The organism is Aquirufa ecclesiirivi (assembly GCF_011250515.1).
Taxonomy (GTDB): domain Bacteria; phylum Bacteroidota; class Bacteroidia; order Cytophagales; family Spirosomataceae; genus Aquirufa; species Aquirufa ecclesiirivi.
In genome coordinates this window covers 545,184-568,929 of record NZ_JAANOP010000001.1, presented here as the reverse complement: position 1 = coordinate 568,929, position 23,746 = coordinate 545,184, and the positions used below count along the sequence as shown (strand labels likewise).

Below are 23,746 nucleotides of genomic sequence, written 5' to 3'. Positions count from 1 at the left end.
AAATGAAAAAAGAAACACTAGCCATACACAGTACGAATCTGATCGATGAAACAGCGGCATCCATTGCAGCTCCTATCTTTCTAAGTACCACTTTTGAGCGTTCAGAAGACGGGACATACCCCAAAGGGCACATGTATGCTAGAAATTCAAGTCCCAATAGAGATGTCCTAGAAAAAGCGCTAGCCGAATTGGAAGGTGGAGCCAAGGCATTTGCCTTTGGATCAGGTTTAGCGGCTGTCAATGCCGTATTCCAATGCCTACAATCGGGAGATCATGTACTTATGCCTTCTGTGGGTTATTATGCGAGCTATAAATTAGCCGAAGAAATCTTGGGTCCTTGGGGTTTGCAAGTCACCCAAGTGGACATGACAGATCTAGAAGCCGTTCAAATGGCTATCCAATCCAACACAAAACTGATTTGGGTGGAGTCGCCAGCCAATCCCATGCTAAGTATAAGTGATATAACAGGAATCTGCCAAATCGCCAGTAAATTAGGGATTAAAGTAGGAGTTGACAATACCTTAGCTAGCCCCATTTTACAGAACCCCATTGCCCTTGGAGCCGATATTGTGATGCATGCAAGCACCAAGTACATTGGCGGACATTCTGACATATTAGGTGGTGCCCTTATTCTCAAAAATGATGATGCATGGGCACATAGAATCCAGCGAGTTCAGATATTAATGGGCGCTACGCCCAATCCGATGGATTGTTACTTACTAGCACGTGGCTTAAAAACATTGCCTTTAAGGATGAAAGAACACAGTAAAAATGCCGCCATTTTGGCAGAAAAACTAGAAGGCCATCCTGCTATCGAAAAAGTTCACTACCCTGGACTTCCTAGTCATCCTCAGTACCACTTAGCCTTAACGCAAATGCCACTCGGACAAAGTGGCATGATAGCTATTCAACTAAAAGCTTCGGAAAATGCCACCCAAAAGTTCGCTTCGACCTTAACTTTGTTCCAACAGGCTACTAGTTTGGGGGGGGTGGAAAGTTTAATCGAGCATCGTAAGTCCATCGAGGGTCCACAAAGTAATACACCCGGGAATTTGTTGCGTCTTTCCATTGGTTTAGAGCATGTGGACGATTTATGGGATGATTTAAATGCTGCGCTAAATAAATTATAAAAAGAAGATGTTCATTTGTTCGGGCATATTAGTAAATTAACCGTATAGATTACTCATTCTCTATCTATATCAATCCGTTATATACATGCTTCTTTCTCTACTACTTAGTTCTTTTATTGGTCTTTCAAGTCCTACAATTGCCAAAGATACCCTACGACACACCTCGATGGATATTCTAGCCATTGGCTCCTCCAGTGGCACGAATCCTTTTTGGACAAGAAGCTTACAATATGGTACGGTTCCTGTGGAAAATTCAACGGGTATTATTCGCGTAAAAACAGGCAAATGGTACAATCCCAAAAAAGACCTTGATTGGACTTATCAGGTTGAAGGAACAGGATGGTTAGGTAAAGATTCCAAGTTTTTATTATCAGAAGCATACCTGGGACTTAAAAAAGGGGCTTTTGAATTATGGGGAGGTGCCAGAAGGGAATTAATTGGCTTAGGAGACACCACCATGACGGCAGGTTTTTTTATTGGGTCAGGCAATGCCCTTCCTTTACCTAAAGTTCATGTAGGCACGCGAAATTATGTCAATGTGCTCCATGATTGGGTGGGTATTAATTTCCAGTTAGCCCATGGTTGGTTCGATAATCAAGGTGCCATGGAGAATTCCTATTTACATCAAAAATCGCTTTATTTTCGCTTCGGCCAACCTAGTTCTACGTTCAATATATTCCTAGGCTATAACCATCAGGCACAATGGGGCGGAAGAAGACGCGATCCTAAAGGGGGCTTTTACGATACTTACCCATCCGATTTCAATGCCTTTACCCAAGTACTTTTAGGGACTGGAGAAGGCATCTTACCTGATGATGACGAGAACAATAAATACGGAAATCACTTGGGGAGTTTAGACATGGGTTTTCGTTTCCAAAACGACCAAGTAGCGCTACTGCTTTACCGACAAAACCCTTATGAATCAGACCGTATTTGGTCATTAAACACCATTAATGATGGATTGACTGGCCTTTCCTTGACAATAAAAGAGCCCAACATTATTGAAGGTATCAGTTTGGAATACCTATATACTGGCAACCAAGGCACTTATCAGAGTATTTTGGGGAGCTTATTGAATAAACAAGACCACGATTATCCCAATATCGTAAATTATTTGAATGTACGCGGGCGTGACGGATGGATTTACCAGGGAAGAGGAATAGGGACTCCATTGATTATCATGGACAAGGAAAGTCAACAAGGGGGAGGTCTATCCTTTGCTTATAATGCGCTGAGATCCATCTATGTAGGTGTTCGTGGAACACTGCCTCAGCAAATTCATTGGATGGTCAGGCTCTCATCTACATCCTATGATTATCCCGTAATCCCAGCTAACAATCCTGAAAGTTACTTAAAGCAATTTTCGGCCTCCCTGAATCTACAAAAACAACTGAATAAGAAACTAGGACTTTCTTTACAAATAGCGGTAGATCAAGGAGATCGTACCAAAAATACCGTAGGAGGAATGTTGGGAATGAAGTATCGTTTACAATAAATCCTACTGCCAGTTCTTTTCGTTGGCTTTGATGTAGTTGACTAGTCCTTGGGTATATACAACCGATCCTTGGTAGTTCAAGTGATTTTTATCCGCTAGGTATTTTGGGTGAGAAATCGCTTGAATAAATGATGAATCGTAATTCCATTTGTTGTTGATTGGAATAGCTTCAAAGATAGGAATTGAAAACTTCAATTCACTTTTTTCCAAGCTGGTCATTGGAAGCAAAAATATTACTTTACATTTACTATTAACCAGAACCGTCAATAATTCATGTATTTTCCCCATGGCTTCGGAGTCAATTGACCCATTTGCAAAATTTAACTTATCCTTTTGGGTGATAAAGGAATCTGTTTTTCTATAATTAGAAGCATTATTGGGATTAAAACCGATCACTTCGTACTTCACTTTCTTTTCTGGAAAGATAAGCTGTTTGATAGCATTTTGTTTTTTATTAAGCCATTCCCAAAAACTGAATTCCCAATTTTTTACTACACTAGCAACACTTGGATTAACATGAATATATTCATTGTAAGAATCTAGGTAATTACTAAACCCAAGAGCTTTGGTAGCAGTGGCATTCAGACGATTTTTCTTATACCTTGAAAGTTCAATAAATAGAACTTTATTTCCTGGTTTATTTTTTAAAAAATTAGCCAAATATAAATTTTGTGCTAGACTACTTCCCGGAACCCCAATATTTATTGATTTCCATTCAGTTAATGAATCATTCAATAAGTCTGTATTAATCCCCATCATTACGCGACTAGAACCTATATAAAATATTGTTTTCGATTTAAAATTTAATTTTTCAAATATGGATTTTTCTTTAAACTTTATTACTTCCCTTTCAGTTTTTAATCCTTTAAATGCAATTGCTCCAAGAGTACTAAAAAATAAAATCCAAAATACTAACTTGTGAACAATATTCATTTTAAAACCTTAAATAATAATTTTCTAAATGACCAGAAAAAACTCCAAATATTATAATAAAAAAACAAATACATATATATATTGACCTACGTTTCCAAGAAGGAAGTAATTCAAAATACATATCCATCCTAAGGTCTTTGGACCAGCGGTGATACTGATCCACGACTAAACCCATTACCAAAATAATGAGCAGATTACGTTTTTGATAGATTAATACTTCCGTAGATATGTAATTTGACTGGCTTATTCTTACAATTAACTCATCAAGTGACGGGGAAATGAAAACGAGGGCAAGAATTGAACAAAGCGACAAATGATATAAAATGCCTAAAAACTTAAAATAAGACATTCGACTGAATCTTTCCGGAATTTTCCACCATTTTTCCAATAAAATCCAACATGCATTCAAGAAGCCCCAAATAAAAAACTTCACTGTGATTCCATGCCATAGACCAATCAACAAATATGTCAACAACAAGAGTAAATAGGGCTTATCTCTCCAGAACTTGAACTTCATTTGCCAATAAAAAAAATAATCTCGAAACCATTCATTTAAGGTAATATGCCAACCCCTCCAGAACTCATGTCGATTCCTAGATAGATATACTCTCTTATGAAAATTGTCTTTTAAGCGAACATTGAAAATTTCAGAAACCCCTTGAAAAAAATCAACAAATGAGCTAAAGCTAAAATAGATATAAAAGAAAAACACAAATCCAATGATTAATGTCCACAATCCACCTGAATTACTTTTCCAAAGTTCTACATATAGATAATTTAATCGCTGAGCTATTACAAAATTCTTAAAGACTCCCCATAAAATCAACCTCATTCCATTACTGAATGACTTTTGTGTCACGTTAGCTTGATTCAACTGACTATCCACATATTTAAAACGATGTAAGGGTCCTGTGAATAAGGTTGGGAAGTAAAGTAAGTAAGTAGTTAGTTTCACAAATGATTCAGCTGGTTGTATAAACCCTCTTTTGATATCCATTAAATAACTAATCGCATTGAAAACAAAAAAACTCAGGCCCATTATTTGCCATACGCTCTCCTGCTCCCCAACAAACAGGTAAGGGTAATCATTCAAGACAAGCCATGATTCACGGAGTTTGTATAAAATCAAGGAAAGTAATAAAATACTGACTCCTCCACCTATCCAAGGTACAGAAGAATGACTTTTATTTCCCAAATAATACGTAATTCCACTCGCCAGCAAGAAGACCAATAATGTCAACGGCATGAATAAACCTAACGTCAGAACGGACCCTATTAAAAGAGCTTTCCACATTTGTCTTTGAAAAATAAGGCTAAAGCTGAGGGCTAAAACAAGGAAAACAACAGTAGAAAGCAGTCCAATTTGAGCCATCCTAATGAATTTTAACCATGGCCTTATCTAAGGTCCTCATAAATATTTGATTCCCCCATAGTAACGAATGAGAATTATCTATCTCAAATTTTTGAAGAAATTCAATCATCGGCTTTAGACCAAATTCCAATTCTTTCCGAGCAATCAAAGCTCCAAGGCAAGTATGTATCCCCGATCCAAAAGCTAAATGGGGATTGATTTGCCTATTTGAAACGATTTCATCAGCATCTTCAAAAATATCTTCATCCCGATTGGCACTAGCTATTCCCAAAACAAAACGAGTCCCAATAGGGTATACTTGCCCCATTAGAGTCACTTCTTTTTTATTAATCCTGACTGTGAATTGAAGAGGAGAATTGAAACGCATTAGCTCCTCCGTTATGATTTTAATTTCTTTAACTTCCGCCTTTAACACAAAGTCCCTTAATCTAGGTATTGATAAGATATTAAACAAAGAATAAGATAAATTGTCTTTGGAGGTTTCAAAAAAAGCCATTAAAGTAACTGCTAAAATAGAATAATAATCTTCCTCCTCAAATTCGAATCCTTCTAGTTCTTTAACCAATTTGGCTTTAAAACCATCTTCTGCAAATAGCCCTTGACCCCATAAAAGACAATCATTGATTTTCAGGTACATTTGTTTGGAAACAAATATATCTTGACTTCTTGCTGCCATATTGGAATATTCAACGACCTTTTCCAAGCTTGCAAAATCCTTTAATCCAATGAATTTTTTCAGAATATGGTAGATGTAGTATTTAGAAAAATCGACTAAATCTAATTCTTTATGAAACTGAAAATGGATGATAGTCTCTTGGGCAGCCTCTTGAATTAAACGATCAAAATCATAGCTGAATAATACTTTACCCAAGGCAATTCTCAACTTTCGATGAATATCACTATTTAAATACATCAGCCATTTACTGGTAGTCTTGGCTAAAAAGGGGCAAGCTGAACTATTCTTAAAAATGTAACTTTCTTTACTTTCGAAAAAGGTGGACAAACTACTCACCTCAAAGTCTGGAGAATCCAATATTGGAGCTACATCTCGGTATTTAAATAAAATTATATTTCCGAATTGATCCTTTTGGATAGGATTTGATTGCCTACTTAAAGTATAAATAGGATAAGGATCATTAAAGTAATCAGGTGCAAATGGATTCCATTTTATTGTTGATTCTCCAACCATACACAGAGCTTATTGATAGTATTATACTCCGAAAATAAGGAAGGATCGACATTTTCCAACTGAAATTGGCTTTCCATTTCAAAAGAAATGGATACAATCGCTAAGGAATCCAAATTAAATTGATCAAATGTCACATCACAATCAACCTCCTCCACTGCTATAGACGCCTCTGAGGCTATTTGAGTTATCAACCAATTTTTATATTCCATAAAGACTATTTATTCGTACAAAACTAGGCATAAATCTTTAAAATATGCTTTATCGGAGCATATATGAGATGAATTATGGTATGACTAGCTCCATTTCCTTCCCCACTATCACCCATCTTTGGTGGGCAACAGCATATCCACTTATTTCTATTTTAAGAAATAAATAACCTTAGTCAGGAAGTCTTTACTATTTTACATAAACCTTACATTAGAAAGTAATGAAGGCTTTTGAGTGAAGAATTCACTCGATGAAAGCAAAGCGCTAACAGGTAGTCTAAGCTATTTTGATGATTGTAAAAAAGAGGAGAGCGTTTTTAAAATACCCTCGCGAGAGCTTAATGGTAATTTTTTTCCCATAGCTTGTGTTATTTTTTCATTACTGACAACGTAGCTCTCGGTTAATTTGGTTAATCTTTCTGAATTTAATGGTAAATGTATCCAATCGCCCAATCGAGCTATTCCTTTAATCCATAATTGGGGTAAATTCCAAATAGCGGCCTTCTTCCCAACTGATTGGGCCATTAACTGAATTAACTCATTGGTTGAAAGCGCCTCATCATCAGCTAATTGATATATACCCGATGGAATTTCCTGCCTTGAAATTAATTCTCGGATGACAAATACCAAATTATCTATACTACAAAAAGAACGATGGTTACTAAATGCTCCCAAAGGCCAAGGTATTCCTCTTCGAACTACCTCATAAAGCAAATTTAAATTGCCTTTGTTACCCGGACCATGAATCATGCAGGGTCGAAGTATATACACCCTTTTACCCTCAGGGATGGATTGGCTAAGTATATATTCTTCTGCTAAAAGCTTACTTTTACCATAATGCGTTTGTGGATTTGGATCTACGTGTTCCGTTAAAGTCCCTTCTACTGCATCTGTAGAGGCCTTAACAGAGCTCATGAAAATAAAAGAAGACGCTGTTGATTTCAAAAATGCATCAAAAACCTGCTTGGTCAATTCCGTATTGACAGCATAATATTCGTTTGGTTCGCTAACGCGTTTAAGATCATGTGCTTTACCCGCCAAATGAATCAGTACATCCGATTCTACAGGTAGATTGATAGAATGCAAATCCTTTCTAGATAGATTTTGTACTAGATAGCCACTTGCTAACAGACTTACTGACAAATTTTTCCCCACAAATCCACTAATACCAGAAATCAATATTGACTTATGCATTTTGTAAAATTTGTTCAAGCTTGGTTAATAGAAGTTCTCTTTCAAATTCAGACTCAAAATAGCGTCGTCCATTTCTCCCCAATTCATCCTTTTCTTCGGCAGATAAATGATAAAGTTTTAATATAGCATCTGCTAAGCCTTCAGGGTCTTCCGCTCCTGCAGAAAATCCTGAATTTGATGCTTGAATGATCTCATGACCAATTCCATCCAATGAACCTATCAAAGGCCTGCCACAAGCTAAATAGGATTGAATTTTACTTGGAATTGTCATAGAAAAAATATCACTTTTTTTCAAACTCACGACCAATGCATCTGCTTTAGAAAAGTAAAATGGCATTTTATTTGCGCTAAAGGAACCCAACAGTAAAAATGAATCTTCCAAGGACAACTCGGCAATTTTTGACTTCACATATTCCTTTTGTCTTCCATCTCCTAAGATCAACCAGGTAATGGGTATCCCTTTATTTTTCAATATATGCGCAGCTTGAATTAGCGTATCAAAACTCTGTGCTTCTCCAATATTACCCGCAAAAACCAATTTAAACCCTTCTGGAATATCTATAGAATGATCTATTTCAATATTCGTCTGAGAATAAAATCCTTCCGCATAAAATGGATAATAGGTGATTTTATGTTCCGGCACCTGCTGCCCCAACAAATAATCCTTGAACCTGGGTGATTGAATTAACAGTTTGGACGTATGTTGGTAAATCCACTTGGTCATGAATTCCATCACTCCCAAAATAAATTTGTTTTCAATTCCTCCTGCAATTCGAATGCTTTCTGGCCACAAATCTTGAACCCATAAAAAATTAGGCGCTTTAAATCTATATTTAGCCACTATACCTGGGATACCGACAGTAATAGGAGAAGGGGCAAATATAAATATTTGATCAAATGGACCTCTCAAGGACAATACTTTGAAAGAGGCGAAGAAGGCAAAAGAAAAGTAGTTTAGGAATAATCTAAGACCACCCCCATGGCTCCTTAAAAACAAATTAGATCGATGAATGGGAATACCTTCCCACATTTCTTCTGATTTTGTATTCCAAGAATATCCCTCAAAATAATTTCCGTGGGGGTAATTAGGCTTTCCAGTCAGGACGGTAACGTCATGCCCCCGCTCTTTTAAGCCAATACATACATCATTGATGCGGAAATTCTCTGGCCAAAAATACTGGGAGATAACTAAGACTTTCACCTTATAACATTATACAATTGATGCATAAGTTTTAACCATTAGACAAAGCATATTAATAGCTACTTTAAAGACTTAAAAACTATTAATATCTATATAAACTTGAATGTTGATTAATCCAAATCTTCAAATCTGAAATCATTTTATCGTATGAATTAATTTCAATTTTAAAATCCTTACGTGTATTCAATAATGATTTGTCAACAGCGTGTTTTCTATCCTCAAGAATAATAAAATCCTTGTTTTTAAAATATTGCTTAAACAAAGTTATCAGATCATACTTATTAATTTTTTTTGCGCTTGTCACATGCACAATACCACTTAATTCACCAATATCCATTAAGTCAACAAGAATTCTAGCTAGTTCAAGAGTGGTAACTCCACTCCAAAAAGCTTTAGTAAAACCATATATAGAAGAGCCAGATTGCTTCATAAACCAATTAAATAGTCCAATTCCGCTTTCATGCAATTCAGGCCCAATTATTGAAGTTCTAATAGTAAGATCTTTATTATTTTCTATCTCCCCCAATGACTTTGACAAGGCATATACACCTATCCCATCTTTAAAATCTCCCTCTTTATAATCTCCTGATTTACCTGAAAAGACACAATCAGTACTCAAATGAATCACTTTAGTACTTGTATTTTGAGTTATTTTTTCTAAAAAATGTGGAAGATATGAATTAATTAAAATAGCCTGATCAAAGTCTGAGTCTGCTTTTTTATTTAATATTCCCGTACAATTAATTATAAAATCAAATTTAGAAATATGAATTAATTCTGAAAGTTTCATGAAGTTTGTCACATCCAGTAAAGTATCGATTGGCACTTTACTGTGTTTTTTAGCAATTGATGTAACAATAAATTTATCTGGCATATCTCTCAATACTAAATTGATTACATGGCCAGCCATACCATTTGCTCCTAATATTAAAATTTTCTTCACCTTATTTATCCCAAATTACTTTATTAACCACATTTGTATAACCTTGAATTATTCGAACAATTTTAGTTGATACATTCTTAATTTTATATTCATTTGGAATCTCCATTTGAACTTGATTAGTTTGAATAATCACATTAATAGCATTTTCAATTTCATTCCTTGTAATTCCTCCTAATACAATTGATCCAGCTTCAATTGCTTCGGGCCTTTCAGTACTTGTACGAATACTTACCGCAGGAAAACCAACCATAGCAGATTCCTCACTAATTGTTCCACTATCGGAAAGAACGCAAAATGAATTCTTCTGAAGGTTCACATAATCAAAAAATCCAAATGGATTATGCAATTTGATGTTAGGATGAAATTGTAATCCTCGCTTTTCTATAATATTTTTTGTTCTTGGATGAGTTGAAAAAATAATTGGTTTTTCAAACGTCTTAGCAACATGATTAATTGCATCTACTAGATTAATAAAATTTGATTCAATATCGATATTTTCTTCTCGATGAGCGCTAACAACAAAATAACTTCCTTTTTTCAAGTTTAAATCCTGTATTAAACTACTTTGATTTATTTCTTTGTCAAATTTAAGTAATACTTCATATAAAGGGGAGCCTGTTACAAATACATGATCTTTTCTAAATCCTTCACTTAATAAATATCTCCTCGAATTTTCTGTATAAGTTAAGTTGATGTCACTAATATGATCTGATATTTTTCGATTTGTCTCTTCCGGAACATTTTGGTCAAAACACCTATTTCCTGATTCCATATGAAATATTGGAATTTTAAGTCTTTTAGCCGAAATGGTACATAATACACTATTTGTGTCCCCTAAAACCAACAAAGCATCAGGCTTTAATAACTTAAATAATTTATATGTTTTAGATATAATATTCCCAATAGTTTCACCTAAATCATCCCCTACTACACCCAAAAAATGATCTGGTTCACGTAACCCTAAATCATTAAAAAACACTTCATTTAAATTATAATCATAATTCTGACCTGTATGAACTAAAGTATGCTCAAACACTTGATCTGCTAATTTTATAATTTCAGCCAATCGAATTATTTCTGGCCTGGTTCCCAAAACTGTTACTAATTTTAACTTCGACATTTTTTAATAATTTACTTTATATAGCCTATTTTATTTAATAAAGCAATTAACTGTACCTCTGTCAACCTATTTGTATTATGAGAATTATAATCTTCTACTTCGGCAATACTCTTGGACCCTTCAGTAAAGTATTTATTGTAATTTAAATCCCTGTTATCTGCGGCAACTCTAAAATATTCCCCTAAATCTTCAGCACATAATACCTCCTCTCTTGCTAGCAAAGTTTCATACAATTTTTCAGAATGTCTTGTACCAATTACTTTAATTTCTATGCTAGAATTATATATTTTCTTCATGGCAAATGCTAATTCACCAATTGTTGATGCGGGTGATTTTTGAACAAAAATATCTCCAGAATTTCCATGTTCAAAAGCATACAAAACTAGTTCTACGGCATCATCCAATGTCATCATAAAACGAGTCATTTCAGGATCAGTCACTGTGATTGGATTCCCATTTTGAATTTGTTCCAAAAATAAGGGAATAACGGATCCTCTTGATGCCATAACATTTCCATATCTAGTTCCAATTAATTTCGTATTATTAGAGGTCCTTGATTTAGCTACCATTACCTTTTCCATCATAGCCTTAGAAATTCCCATTGCATTAATAGGATAAACAGCCTTGTCCGTACTTAAACAAATAACCTTTTTAACTTGTTGAAAAATTGCAGCATTTAGAACATTTTCAGTCCCTAAAACATTGGTTTTATATGCTTCAATTGGATAAAATTCACATGAAGGAACCTGCTTTAATGCTGCTGCATGAAAAATGTAATCAACTCCCTCTATGGCTGATTGAAGACTATGGTAGTCCCTAACATCACCTATATAAAATTTAATTTTGGGATTATTTAATTCCATTCTCATATCATGCTGCTTTTTCTCATCACGACTAAATATTCGAATCTCTTTAATATTAGTATTTAAAAATCGGTTTAATACCGCATTGCCAAATGAACCCGTTCCACCTGTAATTAAGAGTACTTTATCTTTAAACATACCTATTTACTTTATAAATAATTTTTGATTTTCAATTTTAATACCCTCAAAATCACTATTTTGACGAATATATTCTATACAAATATTTCTGCGAATTTTCCGTTCATCTAGATTTAATCCATGAAAGTACTCTATTTTTTCGAGCCATTTAAAAGGTTGGAGTATTTCCAAATTATATCCCAATAAATTTTCCTCTAAATTTTCCCATGGCGTACTTCCTTTACTAAGCAGAATTGGGCATCCACAAGCTAAACTTTCATAAATTACATGACCATAATTCTCCCCAAGTGTCGGAAAAATAAATAAATCATAATTTGAAAAAATAAATTTTGATTCTTTAAATAAAAGTTCTCCTTTATATTCCCAATTGATATTTTCAGGTAAGGTATTTAGTAAATTTTGAATTTTTTCAAAATATTTCTTATCCACTATCTGCCCCCAAATATCAAAATCTACTTTTAGATTTGTTTGAGACAATAGATTTATAACAAATTCTAAATTTTTCTTTGGCACTAAAGAGGAACAAAAAATAACTTTAAAGCATTTATCAGAAGTGGAAGAACCTAATCGGTCTGAAATCGACATAACCTGTGATGGGATATCTCTAGCCAATTTAATTTTAGCTTCTGGAAAAAGCTTAGCAATAGTAGTAATTTCCTGAGTTGAAGTTGCATGAAATACCTGCATAAAGTTAATTCGTCTAAAGACTATTAAAAAAAATCTTTTCTTTAACGATTTAGACTTTAATGCTCCTTCATAAAACTCTCCTTTAGGAGACAAAATTTTTACTTTTGACTTAAAGAAAAAAAATTGAAAGAAAATACAAATTGGAGAAAAAAAACTATTGAAATAAATAAAATCAAATCTTTTCTCTTTAATAATTTTAATGATTTTGAAAAAGTTGCTAAAGTTTAAATAATATATTTTTAAACTTTTATAGATTTGAAAATCTACATTTGAAATATTTTTTTTTAGTTTAACATCATATAAATTACACAACACTTCAACCTCATGATTTTCCACAAGTGAAAATGCCAAATTTTCAATAGAAACTTGTCCCCCTCCACCTGAATTAGAAGGATAAAAATATGGAGTAATAATCAGTATTTTATTCACTAATTAACTTAACTATTTTTGCCGGATTTCCCGCTACCAAATTTCCTTTCTCTACATCTTTAGTAACAACAGACCCCGCAGCGATAACGGCATTTGAACCAATCGTAACTCCTGATGCAATAAAAACATTGCCTCCTATCCAAACGTTATTTTCGATTATTATTGGCTTAGAAATATAACCTTGTTTATTAAATGATTTTCCAGAGTCATCAAATTTATGATTATGATCATATGCCAGAAAGTTAGGCCCAATCATCACATCATTTCCAATCTTAATTAGTAATCTACTTACAATACAAAATCCTTTGTTAATTGAAATATTATTTCCTAATTCTATTTTACCTCCATCATAGACTTCTAGATTACCAAAACGATAGAAATAATTAATTTCTCCCAAAATAATTTGGGAATTTTTGTGCGAATCTATAATTAATTGAGTATTTGATTCAATTCCTACTTTCAAAGAATTCAATTTGAATTTTCTTTTATAATGGAGCTTGTAATAAAGCAACCTAATTAACATGAAGAGATATTTAAATCTTAGATATTTCAATTATTGACGGTATTTTTATTCCAGTAGTTAAACAAAGCGTGGCCAAAGGTGAATTGAAAAAAGAATGTTCTTATATATTCCCTTAAATATGAATTAATTAAAAACAACATTGCGTCTAATTTTGTAAATGAAGTACATATTAAAATTGCTCGATATGTTTCATTAATTACTCGATTAACATGTTTCCTACTTGATCCTCCATTAAACATCCTTACAATTGTTTTATTAAGAAATCTAGCTTTTATGTTAGGTCCAATTCTAAGCAAAAATTCAAAATCCCCGGCTATTTTATAATTAATATCAAATTTTTCATTTTGAAACAATGATGCATGATGCAAGGCTCCACAATGAACTATTCCTAATCCTCTTTTTAAACTTAAATAATCCCAAGATTTGCCAATTTCAGCAACATCTTCACCTAAGTCATTAACAAGCATAACTCTGGCAGATATTAGATTAATTCCATCTTCATCTATCAGTTTTAACATCTCAATAATTCCGTTACAAATAATCACATCGTCCGCTCCAATAAAACAAATCCAATCTCCAGTAACCTGATTTAATGCTTTATTCCAAGCATCGTAAATTCCAAAATCAGGCTCAGATAAAAAATAATCGATTTTCTGTGCAAATCTTTCTAAAATATGAAGTGTTGAATCTGTAGAACCTCCGTCAATGACAATGATTTCAATATTTTTATGATCTTGCTTAATTATTGATTCTAGACAACTTTCAATTGTCTTTTCTGCATTTAAAACAGAAATTATAATTGATACTTTTATATCTTCAAGGTTCATATTTAAATTTTAGTCAAACTAAATTTTGTTTTCAAAAAACCACTTGCGAAAAAGGCTACTATGAAGATAAAAACTGCCGCATTGAAATAACTGCTATTCCTAATAAACAAAGGAATTAAAAAACTCAAATAAGTTGTACTTATAAAGATCCGTATTATATCTCTACCTTTTCTGTACTTTGAAATTCGCTTTGCAGAAATAAGTATTTGCTTCAATATAATAATAACTAAAATTAACGCAATCCATCCTACTTCCACAAAAAATTTTGAAAACAAAAATGATCCATCATTTTGATTTAAAGGATAACCCATATATTCCAAAATATCTTGGGACGCTGACTCAATCCGAATTTCCCCCAATTGTTGAAAACCAATTCCAAGGCCATTAAAACTTTTTATTGAAGCAAAAACATAATCCCACCCTTGCAAATATACTAAAGATGAAATATTGGAGCCATCTCCTCCTTCTAATACTCCTAGATATCTTTGAGAGATATATTCAATAAAACTTGGTCCAAATATGGGTAATAGGATTATTGCAAATACTACAAGCGCAGTAAAGATTTTTCTATCTAATATAAATATAGCTATCGCAATTGGAAGAATTAAAGTGAAATTTTCAATTAATGAAGCACATATCAAAAGTGAAACTGCAAATAAAATTGATTTAAATTTATGTGAAGAAATAATATAATAAATAAAAAAGGGAGAAGCAACTACCGAATAATGAGATGGTTCTGTAAAAAACAACATTTCCTTACCAAGTGGAGGCCTAAATTTCCAAATAATTAATACTAAAGGAGCAAGCAACAATAGACATAGTCCGATATTCTTTAAAAAATTATTTAAAACTTTAGGTGTCATTTGTAAAAACCTAACAGCAAATAAAAATGCAGTAAATACCTCAACATTTACTAATAATACTGATAAAAAAAACCGAGTAAAATTAAAATTCGAATTTATAAAAATGGCTACCACAAAATTCAAAAATGAAATACAAAAAAGTCCTAAATAAAATTTTACAAAATTTTTACTTAATGAGATTTTTGAGCCTTTTCCTGGATAAATTAATATTATTGAACATATACATGCTATAAAAAAACCTGTACTTGTTGACGTGGTCCCCAAATTAACTACTAAACCTTCTGGAAGAAATAAAATTAATAATAAAGCTAAATACATTCTAAAATTAGCTTTATATGGATTTTCAAACATTCTCTAAATTTCTATTATTTACATAAGAGTTTAACTACTTCCTTCAACCTATTTTTTGCTTCCCATCCTAAAATTCTTTTCGCTTTTTCAGGATTTGATTTACTAACTAAATGCTCAATTGGCCTAAAATATTTTGGATCCTGAATAACATGATCTTCCCAATCTAAGCCAAAATTTTGAAAAACTAATGAAACAAAGTCTTCTAGCGTAGAAGAATGGCCTGTTGCAATAACAAAATCATCTGGTTCTGCATGTTGAAGCATTAACCACATGGCTTCTACATATTCCGGTGCCCACCCCCAATCTCTAGTAATATTTAAATTCCCTAATACTAATTTTTCATTTGATCCTTGGGCAATATCCCTAGCTGCTTGAACTATTTTTTTTGTTACAAATCTAGTCGGCCTAAAGGGCGACTCGTGATTAAATAATATTCCGGTACATGCAAAAATTCCATACGCTTTTCTATAATTAGAAACCAACCAAAATGAGGCCGATTTTCCAATTGCATAAGGGCTCTGAGGATTGAAGTTTGTTGTCTCATCAGCCCTGCCTTCATTAGTATCTCCAAAGCACTCACTTGAGCCTGCATTATATAATTTAACACCAGGAAATAAGCGACAAGCTTCCAACATATTTAATGTCCCTAGAACTATGCTCTGCATTGTATCAACAGGTTGATCAAAAGATAATGCTACAGAAGATTGCCCTGCTAAAAAATAAACCTCATCAGGCTTACTTTTATAGAAAGCATCTAAAACACTTTTAAAATCTATTGGACTTAATGACAATAGTTCCACTTTTTCATAGATCCCCAATTCTTTTAAAGCTGACCAATTGCCCAACTCTACATCACGAGAGGTGCCATATACTCGATACCCTTTTAATAATAGTAATTGCGCTAAATAAGCACCATCTTGACCCGATATTCCACATATTAGTGCTGATTTCATAATATTGATTGATAAGCATCTAAAGTTTCAGAAGCACACTTTTTCCAAGTAAAATATTTAATTCTATGCATTCCCTTGGCTATTAATTCTTGCCTTTTAACAATTGAATTTAATATTTCAAGCATGGCCAATTTTATTTCCTCAGTATACAATGGATTAAATAAAATAGCGGCATCACCAACTACTTCAGGCAAACTACTCGTATTGCTACAACACACTGGAGTCCCGCACGACATCGCTTCCAATGGAGGAATTCCAAAGCCTTCATATAAACTTGGGTAAACAAAAACAAAGGCTTTTTCGTAACAAATTTTTAATAAATTATCATCCCCATCAATTTGAATTACCTTGCCTTCTATTTCAAATTTTCGAATCATGACATTTTCTTCTTCAGTAAATTGACCTCCCCCAAAACAAACTAATTGAAATTTTTGATTAAGTTCAGATGAATAAGCATACGCTTTGGCAAGGCCTTCAAAATTCTTATATCCTTGACGCTGTCCGACAAATAGAATGTAACTATTAGGTAAAATGGAAGGAATTGAAGGGTCGATATTGTTAGAATGGTCAAACTCTTTAAAACCCAAATAAATAACTCTAATTTTGTTCTCCTCTATTCCAAAAATTTGAATCAAATCTTTCTTTGTATTCTCAGAAATACAAATCACTAAATCTGCCGCTTTGACACATTCTTTTTTGATTTGACTAGCCTTTTCCGAAAATTGTTCTGGATACAATTCATGAATCATATCATAAACTGAAATTACAATTTTTGTTCTTCGATTATGGAATGGTATTCTATCGTAATATGTAATATGATAAATATCTGGGGGAAATAACGTTAAATAAACTATTTCCCAAATCTGATTAAATAATTTAGCGAGATTAAATACGATAAAATCACCTTGCTTTAATTTACTTAAATATACGTTATTCAAAAAATCACGACTGTTCTCCTCTAAATATTTATTCAAATGGAATAAACAAATTACATTTGAAAGTATATTTTTTTCATTTTTAAAAGAGTAAAAAAGTGAAACATAATAACGACTTATTCCTCCAAATTTTTGGTGAAGAAATATGCGAAAATCAAAACTAATCTTCATACACCGATTCAATTACTTCTTGAAAAAATATCATCAATTGTTTTAAATAAACAGTTGAATTATGTCTTAACAAAATTTCCCTGTGAGCATTTTGACCAATTTTTTGACCTAATTTGGGATATTCATTTATAAATTCAATTAACCTATTTTTAAGGTGATCAAAATCACTAAATTCAATTGAATTATTATTATTTAAAACTTCTTTACTCCCGCCTCTACCACTTGAAAAAACCGGTACCCCAATTGCCATTAATTCTATCTGAGCTATTCCAAATGGCTCTTCCCAGACTGAAGGGAAAAACCCTACATCATAATTTTTCAGTTTACTAAAAATCTCTTCCTGTGGTAATCCTTTGAAAATAGTAACAAAATCAAAATTACTTTTAATGAAATTATCTAAACCTGATAAAGATGCACCATAAATATCAAGTTGAATTTTATTCTGCCCATATAATGAATTTATCTCCTTCAAAGTTGTACAAAGTTCTTTTATTCCTTTGTGATTTTCAATTTGCCCTAAATATACTCCGTACAAGGAGTCATTCAAGCTATATTCCTTTTTAATATAAATAGAGGGCAGCTCTTTCAAAAAGGGATAAATTACAGTCTGATTTCTAATTTGGTATTTTGAAAATTTATTCGAGACAAAATTGGAAATAAAAATCGCATTTTTTAAATGTCTAGCCAACTTCGTTGTTTTATTTCTATTTGATAAAATGGAAGACTTTAACCACTTTACAAATGAGAATTCATATATGAATAGAGATAAATCCATGATATGAAAAATCGTCCTATTTATGTTGATTTTTGATAGAAAGCGAGTGCCTACTCCATATATATTCCAACAATATATTATATCAGGTTTGTATAATTTTACAAAATCAGATATTTTTTTTTCATTATACCGATCAACGAAATCGTAATCTAAAATATTTTTAGGGCTCTTAAAATCTGAATGAAGTTTAAGTATCCTTAAAACATCTTTTTCTGATTCAATTAATTTATTAATAAATGAATCTTTATTGTAATAGTCAGATGTTAAAACTTTAGATTCAATATTATTGTCTAATAAAAGTTGGTGCGTATCTCTACAAGCTATTTCATATCCACCGATAAAGTGAGGAGGGAAAAAATTTGAAATTATTAAAACTTTCATTATTGTTTTTTTGCAACAAAAAAGAACGCAAATGGTGCCACCTGTGAAATCTCACTCCGCTTTCTAATTGCTTTTAACAAGACTAATATGATTTTTAGAATTAGTTTTCTAAAAAATGGTAAAATTTCAACTTGATGTTCCAATAATATCGTTTCAGCCGAAAATATAACAGAGCCAATATTTTTTAATGTAATTAGTTGAAATTTTGATTCTTCAAGAACGTATTTCAAACCACTTGGCGTATACCGCCTAAAGTCATAAGGTATCTCATGATACCTATACATAAATGGAATACTTGCAACAAGTATTCCATCATTTGTCAATATTCTATTACATTCTGATAAAAAGAATAAGTCATTTTTAATGTGTTCTAAAACATCAAAAACTAAAATCACATCAAAACTGCTATTCTCAAATGGCAGAATAGAGTCAGGAATAATTATATGGTCAATAGTATTTGTTGAATTGTTTTGAATATCACAAGTGGTAACATCTAAGTCCTTATAATAATCTTGAAATGGAATTTCTCCAGCACCAATATCTATGATTTTTTTCCCTTCTAATAATGGTTTTATTTCTAATAGATACTCTGATAATGTAGTATTTAAATCAAAATAATTAGTTCCTTTTAAAGGGAAAAACCTTGTTTTTTGCCTTTCTATTTCCATTTTCTATAAAAATTAATTGCCCAATCTGGAATATTTTTTTTAACTATATTCCTTAAAGAATTTTTATTTTCTGATTTATACAAGTATTCTGAAAATCTATAATCAGAATCGAAATCTGGAACTATTAATTCTGGATAATCAATAATTGAAATAGAACTATTTGGCACTTTTGAAAAAATACTGTTTTCATCTGTTGCATGTGTTGCCCCAATGCCAAAACCTATATTTGAAACCAAATTGACTTTAGGGGTAATACAATAGGCCTTATGACTTAGTAATGTAAATAGCCAAATAAATCCCCAAGTTGATGTATTTCTCCCTTGATATACATCCTTTATTTTGCCTAACCAGTATTCTTGGTTTCGTTTACCTTTTATAAGTTCCCTAATTTTACCTTCAGACTCAAATTCAGGAAATTTGGTAAGACTAATATCAAATTTATTCCATGCCCTTCTCCAGGTCGCCCATCCCCAAATTTTTGATAAAAAAGAGTACGAATAAGAATCTCTTAAACCGATTTGATTTAATTCATTTAATGACAAAAAATCAAAGTTATTACCTGATATTGAAAATACATTTTCAATATCTCGATAACGCTCTAATAGTACTTCACAAAAATTAAAAAATGTTATATCAGGCAAACAATCATATTCCAGAATTATTCCTTGTTCTACATTTTCGAAAAACCAAGTAATAGCAGTAGAAACACCGATCTTACATCCTAAATTGGTATTTGAATACCTTCTATACACCTTACAATCCCAGTCAATAAACTCCGTCACTTTTCTCGTCTCTTCAATCTCTAATAAATCCTCTTGGTTGGATGACTTAGAACCATCAGCGCTGATATATAAAAAAGCGGGTTTTATTTCTCTTATTCGTTCAAAAACAACTTTTGTTACTTCTGGATTCTTATATATGATAAATAAAATGGGTGTCTGAAACATCTTATTCTGCCTTTTTCAAATACAAGATTAAATCTTTCTTTAACTCCATAATAGTTTGTGCCTCCATAAGCGACAAATTATATTCAAAAAAGGCCATTCGATCGACCATCTTGGAAAGCTTACAATATTTCTCAAAGTAAATATACTCTTCTCTTCCTAGGTAATCATCTATCATGACTGTTACTTTGAATTTATTAGCTGCCCTTAACAAAATATTCATAGCACAAGCTACTCTGTATCTGCCATCTATTAAAACAACATCTGGTTGATATTCTTCCCCTAAGATACGCCAGGGAGTATTAACATATTTCCAACCTTTATTTCCATTATTTGCGAATAAAATCGGGTATCCCCAATAACCTGTAATCCCTGTCTCTGAATCAATTACTTTAGCTTTTGAATTACTTGAAACAGATTCTCTTACTGCTTTTGCATAAAATGAATCACTCTCAATTGAAACAATATTTAAATTATTGTAAGTTGAAAAATATAGTGTTGAGGAACCAGATCCATACTCTAAATAACTTTTATATTTCTTAATTTCACGCATCAAATATTCATTTACTGGCTTTGAAAATGTTAATTGATTAGAAATTTCGGGTGATCTAAAAAATTTAGCAATAATAAAATTTAACTCTCTTAGAGATCTCATAAAATTTAAATTAATATTTTTCAAATAAAATTACATGTAGTTTTGGAAGGAAAAATTAACATTTGAAACTATAAATCTGTCAATTTCATGTTCCAAATCACAAGAAAGCCTGTCTGCACAACTTAGATATTTATTAAATATGTCGTACTCTTTGGTCTCTTCATTACAATAATAATCTAGTTCAAAATTAAATGGGAATAATATTTTTTTATACCCATAATAAAATTCAAAAATTTCACTTCTATTAAAGTGAATTTTCAAATCTTTTAAATTTGATAACACATTATCATACTCAAAAAATGACTTTGGATTTAAATTAAATCTATAACCAATATGAGGATTTACACCAGCATTAATCACTTTAAACCCTAATAAAGGCAACTCATGCCCTACTGTTCCAAAACAAGTTAAAACTATATTAACCCCTTCGTCTTTTAATTGATGAAATGAATAGTCCTGATTTAAAAGTATAATATTAGCAAAGTAACTAGTGAATTTTTTCAATTCATTTATCTCTTCAATAGGAGAGTCCCTATGAGCCTTTAAGTATAGATTCCATCCACATTCATTTGACTTCTTCCCTAAATACATTAGCCAATCGTAAAAATCATTAAACAACAAATTACCATAACCATGAGGATTATCATAGAATTCATGAGTAGCAACTACAACATCTAAATTGCCATTATTAAGTATTTGTGATTCACATATGTTTAATTCAAATGCACTTTTTAATTGATAAGACATATCAACTCCTACTACTCCACCAAGTCTTAGATTGAGTTGAGATTCAGCCCAGGAAATACCTTCTTTCCTTGTTTCTTTCGGAAGTGAATTAAATAATTCGGGTAAAAGTGCCCATCTAATATTCAAATGATTAAACCTTTCAAGTTTGTAAAATCCAAAAGCATTAAATAGATAGACAGGAATTCCATATTTATAGCCAATTTTTGCAGGCAAACCCATATAAATATAATTATCATGACTAAGAACAAAAGCCTTTATTAAATCTCTTTTACACAAATCTTCAAAATAAATCATATAAAGAAGTCCCAAATAAATATATTCCCATGTCAATTTACTATTGATATCAACAGTCGGCAAACCCGTTCGAAGAATAGACTCATAGATATCAACACCGATTTTTATTCCGTTAATTTCTAATTCTAACAAATCCTTTTTAGATTTAAGTGTTTCTCTTAAGCTTAAGTATAGTTTTTTATGCTCATTAGTCAGAATGGAGGTACATAGTGAAACTTTAAAGTGTTTATCAACATTAAAAGAATTAAACAACTTACTTTCAATATGATTTCTTGATTTATGAGAAAATGTAGTAGCAGAACAATTAAAATAAGTTGTCAATTTGTTAACAGCAAATGAATTTATAAATAGCCAGGATGGTACAGAAAATAAATCAACAAAAACATAACTATCAATATTAATTTCTTTCTTTTTAAAATAATTTTCATTCCACTTTATGTAATTCCTTAAACTATCTTGATTTTCAATATCATGTCCTTTGATAAAATAAAAAATATCTCTTAGAATATTTCTTATTACTAATTTAACTTTAAAATAATTGTATAAAAAATCCATATAGTACTATATTCTAACTTGAAAGTAACTTTTTAAAATTGTATTGTAGTATGATTTAGTCAATGATCTATTTGGTGAATTCATTCCACACAAATCAACATATTTTATTCCCTTAGCTATACATATTTTTATCATTTCTAAAATGATAAAATTACTACTAAACAAATGACGACATTCTGGCATATTCCCACCAATTAAAAAATAGGCAGTATCATTAAAAAAAATGGTGAGTTGAGATGAAATTATAACTCCATCAGCATTTTTGACACAATAAATCACACCATAATTATTTAAAATTGCCGAGTGGGCTATAGATTCAATTTGTGCAAGTAACTTTTCTGAAATTGTAATCCCTTGTCTTTTATGAGTATTTAAATAAAGAATTTGCAAATCTTTTATTGAAGAACTTGATTCAAATGTTAATCCAAGTTTTGTACTTTTATAATATTCTCTATATTTAGACTTAGAAATTTGTCGCAAATAACTCTCAAAATCTAAGTCAGCAATTTCCACAATACCACTATAATAAGGCATAAATTTAAACACTTGACTGCCTCCATAATTAAACCAAGATATTGGTCTAATGTCAATAAAATTATGATGTAAATCAAAAACTAAATGTCTATGTCTAAATGTTAATTGACTTAAAAAGTATCCAAAATATTCAAAATATTTTTCTGAAAATATCCCCTTTTTATTGTTTTTCTCTCTATAAATGATACCTGCGTACATTGAAAAAGATGGCAAAATACTATTCCTTTGATTATCAAAGAATATAACTATACCTAATTCAATTATACCATTTATTTTAAGTACCAAAATTTCAAAGTCAACTATTAAAGACTTCAAAAAACTACTGGTACAAAATATACTGGCAACTGGACTATTATTAATAAATGAATCCCATTCTTCGAAATTTGTACATTCAACAAATTTCATTTGATTTTCAGAAATTTGTTCCATAATGTTGATTATAATTTTCTAATCCTGTAATCGAAGCTTTTGGAGCAAATTTATGAACTACAATTTCATGAAAAGTTACATCTAGAGAAAATCGCCTTTTATCAGATGTATTCTTTGCCCCACTATGAATTAATCCCGAATAGAAAATTAACATACCTATTTATTCCAAAATACCCTCCAATTGGCCCCATTTCAAATCCTGATTATTGAAAAAGGATTTAACTATGAAATATCCTTATAA

General features: G+C 31.7%; 23 protein-coding genes. 2 read left to right on the top strand and 21 right to left on the bottom strand.

Going from position 1 to position 23,746, the window contains the following annotated elements; genetic code table 11:
• The first annotated feature begins 2 nt into the window (after positions 1-2).
• Both G9H65_RS02380 and G9H65_RS02375 read left to right on the top strand, forming a co-directional pair.
• A complete protein-coding gene (locus G9H65_RS02380) occupies positions 3-1,130 on the top strand; it encodes a trans-sulfuration enzyme family protein (RefSeq protein WP_166373749.1) in 1,128 nt (375 codons plus the stop codon).
• 85 nt (positions 1,131-1,215) lie between these two features.
• Positions 1,216-2,625 (top strand): capsule assembly Wzi family protein, encoded by a 1,410-nt coding sequence (locus G9H65_RS02375; protein ID WP_166373748.1) that lies wholly within the window; start codon positions 1,216-1,218, stop codon positions 2,623-2,625.
• A 3-nt stretch (positions 2,626-2,628) separates the two neighbouring features.
• Here the strand turns inward: G9H65_RS02375 and G9H65_RS02370 are convergent, their stop codons facing one another.
• The 21 genes from G9H65_RS02370 to G9H65_RS02270 form a co-directional block, all read right to left on the bottom strand.
• Complete coding sequence (locus G9H65_RS02370; RefSeq protein ID WP_166373747.1) at positions 2,629-3,558, bottom strand: hypothetical protein; 930 nt, start codon at positions 3,556-3,558, stop codon at positions 2,629-2,631.
• A gap of 1 nt (position 3,559) precedes the next feature.
• The gene (locus G9H65_RS02365) at positions 3,560-4,852 is read right to left on the bottom strand and encodes an MBOAT family O-acyltransferase (protein ID WP_166373746.1); all 1,293 of its coding nucleotides are present in this window, start codon (positions 4,850-4,852) and stop codon (positions 3,560-3,562) included.
• 79 nt (positions 4,853-4,931) lie between these two features.
• Positions 4,932-6,119, bottom strand: a complete 1,188-nt coding sequence (locus G9H65_RS02360) for a cytochrome P450 (protein WP_166373745.1) — start codon at positions 6,117-6,119, stop codon at positions 4,932-4,934.
• Entirely contained in the window at positions 6,098-6,328 is a 231-nt protein-coding gene (locus G9H65_RS02355) for a phosphopantetheine-binding protein (protein ID WP_166373744.1), read from the bottom strand. The genes G9H65_RS02360 and G9H65_RS02355 overlap by 22 nt, the downstream gene beginning before the upstream one ends.
• A 279-nt stretch (positions 6,329-6,607) precedes the next feature.
• On the bottom strand, positions 6,608-7,519 hold the full coding sequence (locus G9H65_RS02350; protein ID WP_166373743.1) for an NAD-dependent epimerase/dehydratase family protein: 912 nt from the start codon (positions 7,517-7,519) through the stop codon (positions 6,608-6,610).
• Positions 7,512-8,720, bottom strand: coding sequence for a glycosyltransferase family 4 protein (locus G9H65_RS13495; RefSeq protein ID WP_166373742.1), 1,209 nt, complete (start codon positions 8,718-8,720; stop codon positions 7,512-7,514). The genes G9H65_RS02350 and G9H65_RS13495 overlap by 8 nt, the downstream gene beginning before the upstream one ends.
• Before the next feature lie 82 nt (positions 8,721-8,802).
• Entirely contained in the window at positions 8,803-9,663 is an 861-nt protein-coding gene (locus tag G9H65_RS02340) for a dTDP-4-dehydrorhamnose reductase family protein (protein ID WP_166373741.1), read from the bottom strand.
• A gap of 1 nt (position 9,664) precedes the next feature.
• Positions 9,665-10,783 (bottom strand): non-hydrolyzing UDP-N-acetylglucosamine 2-epimerase, encoded by a 1,119-nt coding sequence (gene wecB / locus G9H65_RS02335; RefSeq protein WP_166373740.1) that lies wholly within the window; start codon positions 10,781-10,783, stop codon positions 9,665-9,667.
• Positions 10,784-10,794: 11 nt separating this feature from the next.
• Entirely contained in the window at positions 10,795-11,784 is a 990-nt protein-coding gene (locus tag G9H65_RS02330; RefSeq protein ID WP_166373739.1) for a polysaccharide biosynthesis protein, read from the bottom strand.
• 6 nt (positions 11,785-11,790) lie between these two features.
• A complete protein-coding gene (locus tag G9H65_RS02325) occupies positions 11,791-12,900 on the bottom strand; it encodes a glycosyltransferase family 4 protein (RefSeq protein ID WP_166373738.1) in 1,110 nt (369 codons plus the stop codon).
• Positions 12,893-13,363 (bottom strand): acyltransferase, encoded by a 471-nt coding sequence (locus tag G9H65_RS02320; RefSeq protein WP_205753219.1) that lies wholly within the window; start codon positions 13,361-13,363, stop codon positions 12,893-12,895. The genes G9H65_RS02325 and G9H65_RS02320 overlap by 8 nt, the downstream gene beginning before the upstream one ends.
• A gap of 86 nt (positions 13,364-13,449) precedes the next feature.
• Positions 13,450-14,250, bottom strand: coding sequence for a glycosyltransferase family 2 protein (locus G9H65_RS02315; protein WP_166373736.1), 801 nt, complete (start codon positions 14,248-14,250; stop codon positions 13,450-13,452).
• A gap of 2 nt (positions 14,251-14,252) precedes the next feature.
• A complete protein-coding gene (locus tag G9H65_RS02310) occupies positions 14,253-15,464 on the bottom strand; it encodes a hypothetical protein (protein WP_166373735.1) in 1,212 nt (403 codons plus the stop codon).
• Between the two features lie 14 nt (positions 15,465-15,478).
• Complete coding sequence (locus G9H65_RS02305; protein ID WP_166373734.1) at positions 15,479-16,417, bottom strand: GDP-mannose 4,6-dehydratase; 939 nt, start codon at positions 16,415-16,417, stop codon at positions 15,479-15,481.
• Positions 16,414-17,523: a glycosyltransferase family 4 protein gene (locus G9H65_RS02300; protein ID WP_166373733.1), complete on the bottom strand. Its 1,110-nt coding sequence runs from the start codon at positions 17,521-17,523 to the stop codon at positions 16,414-16,416. The genes G9H65_RS02305 and G9H65_RS02300 overlap by 4 nt, the downstream gene beginning before the upstream one ends.
• Complete coding sequence (locus G9H65_RS02295) at positions 17,513-18,679, bottom strand: glycosyltransferase (RefSeq protein WP_166373732.1); 1,167 nt, start codon at positions 18,677-18,679, stop codon at positions 17,513-17,515. Before G9H65_RS02295 ends, G9H65_RS02300 begins: the two co-directional genes overlap by 11 nt.
• Positions 18,679-19,347, bottom strand: coding sequence for a class I SAM-dependent methyltransferase (locus G9H65_RS02290; RefSeq protein ID WP_166373731.1), 669 nt, complete (start codon positions 19,345-19,347; stop codon positions 18,679-18,681). The genes G9H65_RS02295 and G9H65_RS02290 overlap by 1 nt, the downstream gene beginning before the upstream one ends.
• Positions 19,338-20,294 carry a nucleotide-diphospho-sugar transferase gene (locus tag G9H65_RS02285; RefSeq protein WP_166373730.1) on the bottom strand — a complete coding sequence of 319 codons (957 nt, stop codon included), beginning with the start codon at positions 20,292-20,294 and terminating at the stop codon, positions 19,338-19,340. Before G9H65_RS02285 ends, G9H65_RS02290 begins: the two co-directional genes overlap by 10 nt.
• Position 20,295: 1 nt before the next feature.
• Positions 20,296-20,946, bottom strand: coding sequence for a hypothetical protein (locus tag G9H65_RS02280; RefSeq protein ID WP_166373729.1), 651 nt, complete (start codon positions 20,944-20,946; stop codon positions 20,296-20,298).
• Between the two features lie 30 nt (positions 20,947-20,976).
• A complete protein-coding gene (locus G9H65_RS02275) occupies positions 20,977-22,542 on the bottom strand; it encodes a hypothetical protein (protein ID WP_166373728.1) in 1,566 nt (521 codons plus the stop codon).
• Between the two features lie 6 nt (positions 22,543-22,548).
• On the bottom strand, positions 22,549-23,505 hold the full coding sequence (locus G9H65_RS02270) for a GNAT family N-acetyltransferase (RefSeq protein ID WP_166373727.1): 957 nt from the start codon (positions 23,503-23,505) through the stop codon (positions 22,549-22,551).
• Positions 23,506-23,746 lie beyond the last annotated feature (241 nt).